Raw genomic sequence first — 15898 nt, 5'->3', positions numbered from 1 at the left:
TTGGCACATTCTCGCGCCTGCGGCGGTCGCTTGCGACATCTACCTTATACGCCGCAGTGCACATCCTCGCGGAGCGTTTTTTACTTTGCAGGAAAGCAATTTCCTGTAAAGTAAAAAAAGGACTCTGTTTTCTGACCTGCCGCCAGATTCCAGAATCCTCTTTTCTTTTTCTTTATCTTCTAATCAAATAATCCAATGTGATATTTTACCTTCCGGCAAATCTTCCATACCAGAAGTACCGGCATTGCCAGTACCAGATAAGCACAGGAAAGAATTCCTACTCCACCACCTAAGATTATCATAATCCAGATAAAAATATTCATTTCTTACACCTCGCATATTATTATTTTATGTATTTAATATGCGGGTGCCAATGCTTCCTTCTTTCCGTCCGCCTTCCGCTCAAACCTTGCTAACATCAGGCTCCTTAGTACATTATCGCCATGCTTCTTCCGGTTTCTCTGAATGCGTCCCATAAAAAGCTGTGGCAGTACCACCAACAGCAGCCAGAACAGCATTCCAATATTTCTCCTATGGTTCGCCAGTCTACCGCTGCAGCCTAGTGTCAATGCCGCAATGCCTGTATTCTGCATCTGCTCCTCTCTGGATAACATCTTATCCGGAGTATCTAAAAGACGGACATTCTTTAACTCTATGTAATTTACTGCAAAGGCTTCTTTCTCTGCCGGGGAAACCTGTTCTGTTCTGGTGGATGCGCCTGCAATGGCTACCAGAAACAGGATGCTCCACAGCAGTGCCAAATGCCTGATTATCTTTTTCCGATACATCTGTCTCATTCCTTACCCTGTGATTAAGCTTAGTATATGTCGCAGGACAGCTTCCGTCAAGAGTTGATGCAGCCAGATAGGCTAAGGACAGAGAGAAAAATACAAGCACAAATTTGCAGCCGGTGTCCGGGAAGAAATTTTTGATGAAATGCGTTATCGTTCTTGAAAGTGTTTTTTCTGATAATAAATTGTCTTTCCGCTGCTTTGACTGCTCACCCCATCTGTCCGTCGGAAGCGGATGCGAACTGGAATCTGCAAGGGCACATAAGAATTTCGATATTGTGTTTGATTTCGGCTGGCAACCGGCGCAAATTTACATCCGTGTTCAATTGCGCCTCACTGGCACATCCCTGTGCCAGTGTTGCCGGTTACAGACGAAATTCTAAGAGCCCTTGTGCAGATTCCGATAATGCATCCGTACTCCGACGGACAGACGGGGCGAGATGTCAAACATTGGAAAGACTATTTTAATATAGAAAGAAAAAACACTTTCTTAGAACGGTCGCATTTTAGCAGCTTGCTTCTTCCCGGACACCGGCGCAAATTTGGCTTATTTTTTTAACTCTCTCACTCCTCTGACCATCTGGATGACAACGGTCGGAAGTGCTGCCAACAGAATAATCTCAATCACAGCAGGACCAGACAATAATTCTACTGAAAATAACCCCCGCAGCGGCGGTACAAAAAGCACCAGTCCCAGCAGCACGCTTCCAGACACAAATGCAAGGATACTGTATGGATTTCCGGCAAAGCCCAATGCAAAAATGTTCTTGTTTCCACGACAGTTAAATCCATGGAAAAGACGCGCCAATGTCAGTGTTGCAAATGCCATAGTGGATGCCATTGCCGCACCCTTTCCATTTCCGATATAAAATGCTGCCATGGTGGATGCCGCAATGCATAAGCCCTGCAACATAATTCGCCGGAATGTCTCTCCAGATAAAATTCCTTCCGATGTCTTCCTTGGTTTTTCTTCCAACAAACCTGCATCCTGCGGTTCCACGCCAATGGCAATTGCCGGAAGGGAATCTGTCAGCAGGTTAATAAACAGTAAATGCACCGGAGCAAATGGAACCGGAAGCCCCAAAAGGGATGTATACAATACAGATAAAATTCCTGCCATGTTGCCGGAAAGTAAAAATAAAATAGCATTTTTTATATTACGGTAAATGTTTCTTCCGTTCGTTACTGCTTTAATAATCGTAGCAAAGTTATCATCTGTTAATATCATGGCTGCCGCATCCTTTGCCACTTCCGTTCCGGTTATTCCCATGGCTACTCCGATGTCTGCCTGCTTTAATGCCGGTGCATCATTTACACCATCTCCGGTCATGGAAACGATATTGCCCCTCTTCTGCCAGGCTTTTACAATCCGTATCTTATGCTCCGGTGACACTCTCGCATAAACAGATATTTTATCAATCTTTTCTTCCAGTTCTTTTTCCGGGCAGGCATCCAGCTCTGTTCCGGTTAATGCCAGGTCCCCCTCTTCATAGATTCCAATACGCTTTGCAATCGCAACGGCTGTGATTTTGTGATCTCCGGTAATCATTACGGTGCGGATTCCCGCCCGCTTCGCATCTGCTACTGCCTGTATGGATTCTTCCCTTGGCGGGTCTGCCATGGCAGCTAATCCTAAAAAGGTAAGTCCATTTTCCTTTTCCACCGTCAGTTCTCCCCCGGACTTCTTACATGCAAATGCCAGTACCCTGAGTCCCTTTTCAGAAAAATGCTGATTCTGCTTCTGGATTTTTGCGATTTCTACATTATCCATCGGTCTTATCTCTTCTTCATATGCCACATTTATGCAACGGTTTAAAAGGACATCTACTGCTCCTTTTGTAAAAATAATTTCTTCTTCGCCATGCAGCCGGTATTTACTGCTCATGCATTTCCGTTCAGAATCAAATGGAATTTCTTCTAATCTCGGAATCATATTTCGAATCGTTTCTTCCTGTATGGTAAGCTGCCCTACATTTTCCGTTCTGTCCTGATTCAGGCGGACTTCGTGGAACATTTCCAACAGGGCAGATTCTGTCGGATCTCCCAGTACTTTTCCATCCGTTATGCTGGCATCATTATTTAAAATAGCATTGTATAAAAAAAGCCTTTGCAGGCTGGACTCCAAGGTCATCTCATCCGGTTTACAAGTCATACCATTCAGATAAACCTCTTCCACATGCATCTTATTCTGTGTCAGTGTTCCCGTCTTATCGGAGCAGATTACCGATACACAGCCTAAGCTTTCCACAGCTTTTAATTCTTTGACAATGGCGTGCTCCTTTGCCATTCTCCTGCTTCCCATTGCCTGCACAATTGTAACGATGGAGCCTAATGCTTCCGGTATTGCCGCTACTGCCAGTGCAACAGCAAACATCATGGCATCAATGACCGGCATCTTCCGGTAAATGCCAAGACAAAAGACCAGTGCACAGATTGCCATAATCAGTATTGCCAGCTTTTTGCTGAAAGAATCAAGACTTATCTGAAGCGGAGTCTTCCGCTCCTTCGTCTGATTCATCAACCCGGCAATCTTTCCTAATTCCGTTTCCATTCCTGTTGCTGTTACAAGTACCTCCGCTCTTCCATATGTTACAAAGCTTCCAGAAAATACCATATTTTTCCGGTCTGCCAACGGTACTTCTTCCGGCAATACTTCTTCATTTTTTTCTACATTGACAGACTCTCCTGTCAGTGAGCCTTCATTGACCTGCAGGGAATAATTGCGAAGAATTCTTCCGTCTGCCACAATCATGTCCCCTGCTTCTAAGATTACATAATCCCCGGGCACAATCTCTTTGGATGCAATCTCCTGACGTTTTCCATCCCGGATAACCCGGGCCGCTGGTGCCGCCAAATCCTTCAAACTATCCAGTGATTTTTCTGCCTTCCTATACTGTATCGTACCAAGAACAGCATTCATAAGTAATACCAGAAAAATTACGATAGTGCTCTCAACATTTCCGGAAAACATGGAAATAATTGCTGCAATAATCAGGATTATGACCATCAAGTCACAAAACTGACTTAAAAACACCTGTAACAGACTCTTATGTCTGCCCTCGCTCAGCCGGTTTTCGCCTGTCTCTTTTCGTATTCTTTCTACTTCTTCTTCTGTTAATCCTTTTTCCCGAAAGCCAAACATTTCTTCCAACTGCTCTTTCGTACAATTCCAATATGCTTTCATATACGCTTAACCTCCTGCTTTTTATGTTACCGGGTATCAACTATGCATAACAAAGAATGTGCCTTGACACATTCCCGCGCCTGCGGCGGTCGCTTGCGGCATCTACCTTATACGCCGCAGTGTGCATCCTCGCGGAGCGTTTTTTACTTTACAGGAAAGCAATTTCCTGTAAAGCAAAAAAGGAACGAGCACTTTTACCGCATCAAAATAATACGGTAAAAGTCTCGTTCCTCTGCAGTGTATATTCCGGTTATCCCTCTTCAGATAACGTGATGACGAAAAATACAACACCGGCTATCCGGTGCGAACTACTCCCTGATACGCCATCATCATAACATATACCTTTTGTCTCCGTCAATGCCTATTTTTCTGACTCTTCCCAGTAACAACAGGTATCCTTTCCTTTATGCTTCGCTGTATACAAAGCTTTATCTGCCTGCCTGATACTGTCTTCATAGTTATAGCTGTCTTTTCTAATCAGGGTGATTCCAACACTGCAGGATACCGGAGTCGGAAGCTTCTCCCGCAGCTGTTCCTGCATCCGTGCCAGTCTCTTATCCAATGTTTTCTTTGAGCCAAATCCTTTAAACAATACTACAAATTCATCCCCACCAAGTCTTCCTATATAATCGGTACAGCGGAAGCTTTCATGAATGGTATCCACAAAAGTACGCAATACTTTATCTCCATATGGATGTCCCTTGGTATCGTTAATCTGTTTAAAATTATCAATATCCAATATAAGAAGTGCACACACTTCCCCTTTCTTTGTTTCTTCTAATACATAATGGCTGGTATATTGTTCAAATATCCGCCGGTTCAGTACGTTCGTCAACGGATCGGTATTGGCTGCACGCTCCTGTTCCTGCTGACGGCGTTTCTGTCCATCTATATCCTTAAGATACAGCAGTGCATACATATTTTCTGTTACCTGCTCCTGAAATACATGTACGGTAAGCTCCATCCAGTGGTAACTTCCTCTTGCCATCCTTCTGCGAAGCTGATAATTCACAGTAGCCGTTCCACTGTTATAATTATAAACCATCTTTTCCTGCTCTAATACATCATAGCATCCAAACTGGTCTTCCTCTAATACCAGTTCATCAATATGACGGTTGAAAACCTTCATATAATTTAATGCTTCCCGCTCGCCCTCTGCTACGTAATCTTTCCAGAGTCCACCACTGCTTTGAATCTTACCATTACTCAGGTCTACCTCAGCATATGCCACGGTCTCCGACAGCATTGCCTGATAAAAGTCCTCTCTCTGTAAATATTTTAACTGGATATTCTGATGATCTTCAATCTGATAAATAGTAACTATCCTCAAATTTTCATCCTGTTTCTGGTCTCCGATTTTACAGATATCCAGACGGAACCATTCAAACTCATCCTGCTTGTTTTTTAAAAGAATTTCTAATACCTGATTCTCTTTTCTATATTCTACACCGGTAAACGCTGCATGAAATACATCCCGGAAATGGGGATGTACCATTCCATCCTCCCAGCTTTCCGGAAATCCAACCTCTTTTAGCTGATTTCCCTTTAACATAGAACGATTTGTATGGAAATAAATGGTATGTTTCTTCTCATTATACTCCATACGTTCATATTCCTGACTCTTTAAAAATTTTTTCCGAATCATATCATTATTGATACGATGATATCCTTTTAATGTATAGACACCATTTTCCTGATGACCAAGCACTCCAACACAGCGTACTGTCACTTTTCCACGTTCCGGATGATTCCAGGTATATTCCATCTCAATAATCTTTCCGGTTGTAATAATATCATGTAATGCATTCTGTACATAATCGTAATAACCATCACTGATGTTATCATACCAGAACCTGAAATATTCCTCGCTGTTCATAATGTCGTCTATGCCCAGAATGCTGCGCATGCTCTTATCCACATACAGACGGTTCTTTCCATTGACCGTATCCAGTTCCAGCGTCCACAGTCCCAGTTTTACAGACTGTAATATATTTTCTTCCTTCAGCATACCCGTCATACGGGCTATCATTTCACTCTTTACATCCATCATTCCGTCACGAATCAGTATATTTGAAATAAAAGGACGTATTCTGGCAAGAAAAGTCTTATCATTTGGGCGGTATTTCGGATTATCCACACCAATAAATCCAAATAAATGACCTTCATTTAACAATGGAAGAAGCATCAGCCTGCGTATTTCCTGATGCACTAATATTTTCCACAAATCCGGTGCTGACTCCCGATACATATCCACATCTTTGATAATAACCGGTCTGTCTTCCTTCAGACTGCCAATCACCAGTTTTACCCGGTCACCCGGTACTGATGCGAGGTAAAGCTGCTGGCTCTGAATCTCATTTTCACACCACTCACAGACATTGCTCCAGCTATCTGCCTCTTTGGAATATAAAAAGATATAGCAGCGGTCTGCCTGATAAAATTCCCCGGTATGATGAAGAAGTTCACTGATGATATCAGCTTCATTTTCTTTTTCTTTCGCCTCTTCCAAGGCTTTCACAATGCCCTTTTCCACTTCTAACTGTTCTTCCAGCCTGCTCATGGAAATATTGATGGTATTCATGTCAATACCTATCTGAAGGCGTGCTGCCTTATTGCCCCAGTTTACTAATTTATCCTTCATCAACATCTGGGTTCCTAAGAATTCATTATTTGCATATCTGGTCAAAAACTTCTTATGCTTTAATTTTGCCATATTACAATCTGGGCACGGTTCTTCCCTGCCCTCTAATACCTGATAACATTTCTTGCCGGCATAATCACTGACGCCGCTGATTCGTTGTCCGGCAGAGTTCATATAATATAACTCATAGCTTTCCGCATCTATGACATAGACCATCTCTTCTAACTGGTCTAATATTGCTTTATAATCGGTACCATCTCCTGCTTCCGGCAGAATCACTGTGCTATTCCCACAATCTTCCTGCCACCGTTCTTCCTCTACATGTCCAAAAATATACTGTTTTTCAAACAGCTCTTCTTCAATCGGTTTACTGAAATAGAACCCCTGTAAAACTTCAGGTGCAAGCTCTGCAAGTGTCTGTAATTCCTCCGGTGTTTCTACCCCTTCACATACTACCCGGATCTGTGCACTTCTTGCCAGTTCCAAAATATTACGAAGAAGCCGGTAATTGTATGCACTCATATTAATCCGGCTGACAAAGCAGCGGTCAATTTTAATCTCATCAATTGCCAGACTCTTAAGATAACTTAAGCTGGAATATCCGGTTCCAAAATCATCCATGGAAATCTGTATACCACGCTTGCCCCACTGATAAAATAACTGATTGTATTTGGTATAATCCTGTAACTGCATGCTTTCTGTCAGTTCCAGAATAATAGCTTCTCCGGGAATTCCTTCCTGTTCTAATAAATCATAAATGTACTGGCTTAAATCCGGCTGCTGTAACTGTATATAAGAAAGATTAATACTCATACGGAATTCCGGATTATAACGCCGCCACTTTGCACACTGGGCAATGGCTTCCTTTAATACCCATTTTCCCACCTGCACAATCATTCCGCTCTGCTCTAATATTCCAATAAAAAGATTTGGTGACACCACCCCATGATATTTTGAGCGGAAACGAAGCAGTGCCTCTGCTCCCACTACTTCATAATTACTCATCCCAATCTGTGGCTGGAAGAGAAGATAAAATCCATCACACTGGTTGCGGATACTCTTTCTGATTTCTTCTGTTAAGTCAATAACCGACAACTGTTTCTCATAATCTTCTGCTGAGAAAAGAATCAACCGGTTCTTACCGCTCTTCTTGGCACGGTCCAGAGAACTTTCCGCATAGTTAAACAGTGTATTGGCATCCTTGATTCCGGACATCGGATAGCAGACTGCACCTGCTGAAAAGGTACAGTTCTCCATCATCTTCATCTGTATATTCTGGTATACCTCACGCACAGCCTCCATATCATATCCCACAAAATTAACTGCAAACCGGTCACCATCCAGACGATAAATTTTTATGTTTTCATCAATACTATTTTCCAGAAGAGCCGCAATCCTCTTTAAAATAAAATTACCGTGGCCTCTTCCATATTTCGTATTGATATTTTTAAAATTATCCACACCAAGAACAAGTAAAACACCTTCTTTTCTGCTGTTCAGCATTTCATCCAGATGTTCCATTAATTTAGTACTATTAAAAAGTCCGGTAAGTGAATCTGTCTTTCCCAAAAGGACAGTATCTGATGTTCTTCCCACCATTACATAAGGGATTCCATCCTCATCCAGTTCAGCTTTCCCACGACAGCTGATCCAGACCAGATTGCTGTTTCTGTCTACCAGCCGGTATTCCAAATCATGTATCAGGCTTTTTCCAGAGCAGATAGATTCCATATCATTAACCCACTGGTTTAAGTCTCTTTCATATACAATATCTTTCCAGTCATCTATGCCGCAGCTGTTGTTTTCATCCATGCGCAATGCATATCTCTTTGATATATCATTGCTGGCGAAATAAAATTTACCCTCTTTTAAATCTGCCAGAAATAAATAATCATCGGTACTTTCACTTAATAACTGCAGAGTCTGGTAACATTCCGCAAATCCTTTTTTCCCTTTAAACAATTCATCCAGCGTATTCTTCTCCTGCATAGCCCCTCCAAAAAATATATATTTTTCTGTCTATACATTCCTTCCTGCATTATTTAATTGTACATCAAATTATCGTTTTTTACAATATTTATTCAGAAAAGTGTCATAAAAGCACAACCGTATTCATCCGGCATCCGATGGCAGGCTGTCCGCTGCACACAATACACCCCAGCCCAGCCTTGGATTTGGGAAAAAAGAATATCCCGGCAGTGGTCTTGCTCCCCGGATGAGATATGCTTTTATTTTTTCCCCATATAAAAAAGCATCATGTTTCTCTACAATTCCCCATTGCATAAAAAGTGCTGCCGTCCCGGTTACAAATGGCGTTGCCATTGAAGTTCCGCTTCGTACGGTATAACCGCCGCCCGGTGCACAGGATTCAATGTCCACCCCTGGCGCACAGATGTCCGGTTTCACCTGATTGGTCTCTCTGGTGAACCCTCTCCCGGAAAAGGCTGCCACCTGATTATATCTTGCATCATAGGCCCCCACCGAAATTACCTTATAGGCAGTGGATGGAATTGTAAGCGTTGTCTCTTCTGTGGGATATAAAAATCCGGTTGCTTCTCCGATGACCGCAAGGGAAGGCAGCCACATATTATAGACCCCGGTTACAATCTTTTCCGGTATCAGCGTTATTTTATAGATTCCGCTGTCGATATAATTTTCCACCGGAAGAAAATCAAAATAGATTTCCTGAAAAGGACTGAAAGGGCTTGGTTCTCCAAAATATAATAAAACCTGCGTTCCTTCGATAGTAAATCTCTGGGGGCCCTGCAGCTGCCGGATAATCCCCACCGTTTTCCCACTGGGATGTGTCATCCGGATGGAAAAAATATCCGCATAGGATTTCCAGATTTGTAAGCTTAACGCAGGCTCATATTCTCCTACTGCAAATTCCACTTCCTGTTCTCTTCCCATTACAAGCTGCCCGGAGGTATGCCCTCTGGCACTGCCTTCATTTCCGGTGCCAATCACCAGAACCGATTTCCAGTAATTTGCCATATCAGATAAATAGGTTTCAAGAAGAGAGGTTCCATCATGGGAACCATAGGTATTGCCAAAGCTTATATTTACTGCCACCGGCTGCTTAAGTTCCAGTGCTTTCCGGAGAATATAATCCATTCCAAGCATCAGCTCTGTTGTCCTTGGAAAAGAATTTTTTCCCGGTGTGCCAAGCTTTACCACCAGCAAATCACTTTCATATGCCACGCCCCGGTTTCTTTCATTGGATGATCTTCCATTTCCCGCTGCGATTCCTGCCACATGGGTTCCGTGCCCGGATAAATCCCGGCTGGGGCAGATACGGTACCCCTCCTGTATATCCTCCTGCTGCAATGCTTCATTGATTACGTCCCGGTCGTATTCCGTTCCAAGCCGGAATCCCGCCGGTGGATTTCCTGCAATGGTCTGATCCCAGATTGCCAGAATCCGGCTGCTTCCATCTTCCTTTCTAAAATCCGGGTGTCTGTAATCGATGCCACTATCTAAAAATGCCGTTATCACACCTTTCCCACTCAATCCCGTTCCCCCTAACCCCATTTTTCTTGTATAAAGGGGCGTAATGCAGGAGGCTCTGATTCCCTGCTGTACAGAGAAAAAGAGCCTCTTTGGTTTTTCCATATATTCAATTTCTGTCCGGTCTGTTACCGCATCCATCAAAGCCTCCGGCAGCCGGATAACTGCATATTCATTGCTCAGTTCTGTAACTTCAATATTCGGAAATATCTCCTCTAATTTTCTGAGACTTCCGGTATATTTTACAATGACTTCCCATGTGTCCGTTTCTTCCTGATATCCTACATTTAAGTTTAAGGACTGCTGTCTTTCCTCTTCCGTTGCATCCAGTGCCAGATTCAGTAAGTTTTCCCGTTTCGAACTGTTCATTCCATCTCCCGGCAATTTCTTTTATTACTACTCTATCGCAATCCGGTATTTTTATGCACTTCTTTTCAGCTTATTGTACCAATACTGTTTCATACTCTGCTGTCTCTTATTGTGGTGTTACGGTTCCGTCATCCTGCACCGTTACGCCAAAGGAAATGCTGTTGATATAGTCATTCAACTGCTGCTGTTCTAATTCATTCATCTGTCTGGTCTTTCCATTTTCTGCCTTTGCTCCCACCAGCTTATAAGAAATTGCACCATCCTTATCCACTACCATTTCCACTGCCATGGTGCGCTCAATGCTGCTGCCAAAAACAAAATTGCCAAGGCTGTAAAACACCGGCTTTCCGTCGATATATTCAATGCCCTGCAGACAATGGGAATGTGCACCAAACACTACATCTGCACCGGCTTCAATATATTTCTGTGCCAGTGTTCTCTGATATGCCTCCGGTTTTTCCTGATGTTCCAAGCCCCAGTGGACATAAACCACCAGCACATCACACTGACTGCGTGCTTCGGCAATGGCATTGACAAACCGCGTTTCATCATAAGTAGAAAGGACTCCCGGTACTGCGCTTTCTACATTCCAGCCGGCAACCGGAAGTACACGGGATGCTGCAAGAAATCCATACTTTTTCCCATTTACTTCTATTATCTGCACTTCCTGCGCCCGCTCTACGCTGTCCCCTGCTCCGGCATATAAAATGCCCTGTCCATCTAATGTTGTAAACGTATCACTCAATGCTTCCCTTCCATAATCGAGGATATGATTATTTGCCAGAGTGACCACGTCCACGCCCATTTCCTTTAATGCGGCTGCATAGGATGGGTCTGTGCGGAAGGTATACTGCTTGTCCTCCATCTGGGTACCCCGGTTACTAAACGGAAATTCTTCATTTACCATGGTAATATCTGCATTTACAAGCAGCTCTTTCATGCCATTATCTATGACAGCATCTATGCCTCCGGCATCATAGTTTGTTTTAAAAGAATTGGCAAAAAGTACGTCTCCGGTAAATATCAGTGTTGTATCTTCTGTTACATCTGTTGTTTCTTCATTTTTTTCCGTATTCTTATCTGCATCTTCAGAAGCTGCATCCTTTCCGGCTTCCGCATCATTTTTACCGTCAGTTTTATCACTGGTCTTTAAATCGGATTCTCCATTTTTATCCTTGCTGTCTTCTGCCGCTTCTGTCCCTGCTGTTGCGGCAGTCTGCCGGCTGTCCTTCTGGCGGATGCTTCCACCGTGATGGGATGCATATATCATTGCTGCACCCAGCAGAATCACACACACTATAGAAACTATATATAATGCAATCCGAACTTCTTTCTTCATTATTTTATCTCCTTTTTTGTAGTCATGTTTCCGTGACTATTTTATCAATGAATGAGCATTTCGGCAATCGTAAAAATTTGTATACTCCTTTTGTCTTTAAACTGACATGGTCATATTTGTTATATCTGGCTATTTTAATCAAACCACATTTTACATATGATAGGGAAAACGATTTGCAGATCACATACCAAAGAAAGGATTTACTTTATTATGAAAAATACAAAGAAAATGGTTACTGCGGCCTTGCTTGCTGCATTTACCTGCATTGCAACTATGATTATTAAGATTCCTACACCAACTTTTGGATATATTCATTTAGGAGACGGACTGGTACTCCTATGTGGTATTATCTTAGGACCTGGAATTGGTGCACTTGCCGCTGGTATCGGCTCCATGTTTGCTGATATTTTCTCCGGCTATATGACCTGGGCTCCTGCCACTTTAATCATCAAGGCTCTGACCGCATGCATCGCCGGACTTCTGTTCCACAAACTGCGGCTTAACATTTCTTCCAAAGCTAACCGCAGTGTCCGCGTTGTTATCGGCGGTATCGTAGGTGAGGCTCTTATGGTACTTGGCTACTTCCTGTTTGAAGCAGGTCTTGCTGCATTTGCCAGCGGTTCTTTCTCCTCCGCTGCTCTTGCTACCGGAATTGCTTCTTCTGCTGCAGGTATTCCATTCAATATCGTCCAGGGTGTTGTCGGCATTATTCTCTGCCTGATTCTGCTCCCGGTTTTAAGTAAAATCAATGATGTAAATGAGTGGGTTTCCAAGTAAATAATTTTATAAAAAATGATAGCAGGCAATGTCTTTTCACATTATCTGCTATCATTTTTATGCTGGCAGCCCGCAAAGCGTGTTTCTCATCGTTTTTCAAAAATTACATCAACATTTCCCACGTCACAGTTTATATCCATATCATAATCTGCACCATTATCGATTTCATCATCTCTGCCAAGTCCGGCAACAGAAATATCTCCTACTTTTATAGAACCAACACCACAGCTTAAACTGTAATTGTAATCCTGCTGCTCTCCGGTTAATTTCAATTCCATATTTCCCACATTACAATTGGCGTCTAAATCACCTTTTACTTCACCGGAAAAATCAAGATTTCCGGCATCCACATCCAAGCTTGCATATGCTGTCGTCAGCAGTCCTTCTTTTATATCAATATTTCCTGCTCCTACTTCAACCGAAAGTTCCTCTAACTCAAGCTGTTCCGGCACTTCAATAACCACCTGTAAACGATGCACTCCATCTCCCCAATATGCTGCATGGGAATTTTCGCTGATTGTTAATGTTCCGTCCTCCAATACAGTCTCTATCTCTGCATTTTTAGAAGTTGTTATTACCTTAATCTCTTTGCCTTTTCCTTTGACTACTTTCAACATTCCTGCATCCATATCGATATCAAGTGATTTCACATCTTCCGGTGCAAATGCAGCCTCTTCTGTACTGGCTGTTCCTTTATCCTGTCCTTCCCAGTCAGTTATATCCCAATGAAATGCAAATTTATTATTTTGCACTGCTTCTACAAATTCCCGCATGGTTCCACCGGTTGCAATTCCAATTCCTAATACCACGCAGCCTAAAAGAAAGCAGCCTAATGCAATACCAAAAATAATTTTTAATGCTTTTTTCATGCGCAAGCGCCCCCTTTCTTCTTAAACAGTGACTGCCATAATTTTGCAATTCCTTTTGCAAACCATGGAAGAAACTTTCCACATACCAGAACCAGAAGTCCGGCCGCACATAATCCAATTGCAAGCATCAGAAGTCCGGCTCCCATTGAGATAAAGCCTAAGGAGATTGCTCCTGTCACCAAAATTGTAATTGCCACACCGACTACCGCTACTCCACCAATTACACAACCAACTGCTATTCCAAATAGTCCTCCGATAATTCCTGCTAACGTTCCACCAATTGCTACTAAAATACAGCCCCAGATTGGTGAAGTAAGCACCAGCAGGATTATAAGCAGAATATTTCTTGTGGTATTGTCTTCCCTCTGGATCGTTCCGTTATAATTCTGCTGCCCCATATTCTGGCTCGCTCCGTTATAATTCTGCTGCCCCATATTCTGGCTTGCACCGTTATAATTCTGCTGTCCCATACTCTGGCTTGCACCGTTATAATTCTGCTGGTTACCGGAAGATGCTGTCTCACTATTATTGCATCCTGGGAAATCTGCCCGGATGGTTGCTGCCACTTTTTCCGGAGATTCTAATTCCCGGATTATCTTCTCTTCATTTTCTTCTCCTGCATCCTCAAAGTAGCTGGTATAGTATGCAATTGCTTCCCGTTTTTCCTCTTCCGGAATTCCTTCTAATAACTGCTCCAGCCTTCTCATAAACTCCTGTCTGTTCATATCTTCTCCTCTCCGGAAAATAATTCTGTTATTTTCGAAGAATAATTTTCCCATTCCTTCCGATAATATGTTAATCTTTCATTTCCATTCCCAGTTATCTTATAATACCTTCGATTTCTGCCCCCACATTCTCTGTCGTATACTTCCAGACAACCGTCCTTCTGCAATCTTCGCAGCACCGGATACAGCGTTGATTCTGACACTTCAATGGCTTTCCGCACATCCTGCGTAATCTTATAACCATAAGTACCTTCCTCATCCTTTGATACTACAGCTAAAACAATTGCATCCAGAAGTGCTGCGCCTGTATTAAATACCATGCAATCACTCCCTCCAGATTTTCATAAATATAATATTATTTTTAACACATTACTATTTCATATCCAATACTATATATCATATAATATTATTTGTCAACCTATAGGACCTGTCACTGGCAGCCTTTTACGAATGCCGGGCAAGAAAAAAGAATGTGCCTTGGCACATTCCCGCGCCTGCGGCGGTCGCTTGCGACATCTACCTTATACGCCGCAGTGCGCATCCTCGCGGAGCGTTTTTTACTTTACAGGAAAGCAATTTCCTGTAAAGCAAAAAAAGAGCCTTGCTTCGTTCTTTTCAAACAACCAAGACTCTTTTTCTCTTATTTCTACATTCGTTTCCTGTTTTCTATTTTAATTATTTTCCGGCAAATACTTTCTCTACCACTTCCGGAAGCTGTGACAAATTTTCAATTTCCGGTACTTCATCGTCAATTGTGCCAAATCCATATGCAGCATGGATAAAAGCGACTCCTGCCTTTTTGCTGGATTCGTAATCGCTTTGGATATCTCCCACGTAGACTGCATCGGTAAGTGCATTCCTGGATACTACCAGAGCAATATTATCTTCCTTCTGTTTTTCATTATTTCCATAGCATTCTATATCAGAAATATATTTTCCTAAGTTATAATAAGAAAGAAAAGCCTCAATATATCCGCTCTGACAATTGCTTACAATATAAAGTTCATATTTTTCCTTCAGCTTTGCTAAGGTTTCTTCCACACCGGGATATAACACTGCACCATGCCCGGACAGATATTCATTTTCATATTCGCCACATTTATCTAAAAGTTCCATCCGCTCTTTTTCCGGCATATCCGGGAAAAATTTTGCTGCAATAACATCCATTGTTTTTCCCATGATTCCACGAAAATCCTCTACAGTCAGAGGTGTACGGTTCACTTTTTCCTGTTTTAATATTTCATTCCAGGATTCTGCCACACCGACTGTAGAATCCCACAGAGTTCCATCCATATCAAAAATTATTCCCTGCTTCATTTTTCTTTCCTTCTTCTATTTTTCTGTTTTCTATTAGTTTTCTATTAGTTTTCTATTAGTTTTTGAATTTTTTGTTCAATTTTATTCCTACATGGTGTATAATACCATTATTATTAAAAAAATTGCAAGGAGATTTCTTATGAGTCAGGAAAAAGTTGACCGTTATAAAGAACAAAAGAAAAATCGTAAAAAAATAATGAAACAGGAGAAATGCAAGCGTTATCTGGGTTATACCGCTACCGTTGTTGTCATTGCACTTATCATAGGCTGGGCAGGCTTCTCCATTTATAAAAATCATGAAGCAAATAAACCGGTATCCTATACAGAGGTAGATTTAAGTGCTCTTACGGATTACTATTCCAATCTGCAGGTGGACTAA

At 42.3% G+C, this 15898-nt stretch carries 12 protein-coding genes; 2 read left to right on the top strand and 10 right to left on the bottom strand.

Going from position 1 to position 15898, the window contains the following annotated elements:
* Window positions 1–179: 179 nt before the first annotated feature.
* The 6 genes from DWX96_RS14430 to DWX96_RS07655 all read right to left on the bottom strand — a co-directional run bounded on the left by DWX96_RS14430 (window position 180) and on the right by DWX96_RS07655 (window position 11831).
* The gene (locus DWX96_RS14430) at window positions 180–323 is read right to left on the bottom strand and encodes a hypothetical protein (RefSeq protein ID WP_197420839.1); all 144 of its coding nucleotides are present in this window, start codon (window positions 321–323) and stop codon (window positions 180–182) included.
* 33 nt (window positions 324–356) lie between these two features.
* Entirely contained in the window at window positions 357–788 is a 432-nt protein-coding gene (locus DWX96_RS07675; RefSeq protein WP_118057164.1) for a hypothetical protein, read from the bottom strand.
* 550 nt (window positions 789–1338) lie between these two features.
* Window positions 1339–3975, bottom strand: coding sequence for a cation-translocating P-type ATPase (locus DWX96_RS07670; RefSeq protein ID WP_118057163.1), 2637 nt, complete (start codon window positions 3973–3975; stop codon window positions 1339–1341).
* Window positions 3976–4336: 361 nt separating this feature from the next.
* Complete coding sequence (locus DWX96_RS07665) at window positions 4337–8605, bottom strand: EAL domain-containing protein (RefSeq protein ID WP_118057162.1); 4269 nt, start codon at window positions 8603–8605, stop codon at window positions 4337–4339.
* 123 nt (window positions 8606–8728) lie between these two features.
* A complete protein-coding gene (locus DWX96_RS07660) occupies window positions 8729–10492 on the bottom strand; it encodes a S8 family peptidase (protein WP_118057161.1) in 1764 nt (587 codons plus the stop codon).
* A gap of 106 nt (window positions 10493–10598) precedes the next feature.
* Window positions 10599–11831: a CapA family protein gene (locus DWX96_RS07655; protein WP_118057160.1), complete on the bottom strand. Its 1233-nt coding sequence runs from the start codon at window positions 11829–11831 to the stop codon at window positions 10599–10601.
* Between the two features lie 210 nt (window positions 11832–12041).
* On the opposite strand from DWX96_RS07655, the gene DWX96_RS07650 reads away from it, so the two are divergent.
* The gene (locus DWX96_RS07650; RefSeq protein ID WP_022244388.1) at window positions 12042–12608 is read left to right on the top strand and encodes an ECF transporter S component; all 567 of its coding nucleotides are present in this window, start codon (window positions 12042–12044) and stop codon (window positions 12606–12608) included.
* Between the two features lie 86 nt (window positions 12609–12694).
* Here the strand turns inward: DWX96_RS07650 and DWX96_RS07645 are convergent, their stop codons facing one another.
* From DWX96_RS07645 to DWX96_RS07630, 4 genes are all read right to left on the bottom strand, one after another.
* Window positions 12695–13477, bottom strand: a complete 783-nt coding sequence (locus tag DWX96_RS07645; RefSeq protein ID WP_118057159.1) for a DUF4097 family beta strand repeat-containing protein — start codon at window positions 13475–13477, stop codon at window positions 12695–12697.
* Window positions 13474–14202 carry a DUF1700 domain-containing protein gene (locus tag DWX96_RS07640; RefSeq protein ID WP_158561829.1) on the bottom strand — a complete coding sequence of 243 codons (729 nt, stop codon included), beginning with the start codon at window positions 14200–14202 and terminating at the stop codon, window positions 13474–13476. Before DWX96_RS07640 ends, DWX96_RS07645 begins: the two co-directional genes overlap by 4 nt.
* Complete coding sequence (locus DWX96_RS07635; RefSeq protein WP_022244385.1) at window positions 14199–14522, bottom strand: PadR family transcriptional regulator; 324 nt, start codon at window positions 14520–14522, stop codon at window positions 14199–14201. Before DWX96_RS07635 ends, DWX96_RS07640 begins: the two co-directional genes overlap by 4 nt.
* Before the next feature lie 355 nt (window positions 14523–14877).
* A complete protein-coding gene (locus DWX96_RS07630) occupies window positions 14878–15519 on the bottom strand; it encodes an HAD family hydrolase (protein WP_118057157.1) in 642 nt (213 codons plus the stop codon).
* 139 nt (window positions 15520–15658) lie between these two features.
* Between DWX96_RS07630 and DWX96_RS07625 the strand changes: the two genes are divergently transcribed.
* Entirely contained in the window at window positions 15659–15898 is a 240-nt protein-coding gene (locus DWX96_RS07625) for a hypothetical protein (protein WP_022244383.1), read from the top strand.

It is taken from the genome of Roseburia sp. AF22-2LB (assembly GCF_003461125.1).
GTDB classification, from domain to species: Bacteria; Bacillota; Clostridia; order Lachnospirales; family Lachnospiraceae; genus Roseburia_C; species Roseburia_C amylophila.
The sequence above is the reverse complement of the archived record's forward strand: the minus strand, read 5'-3'. Positions and strand labels throughout refer to the sequence as shown.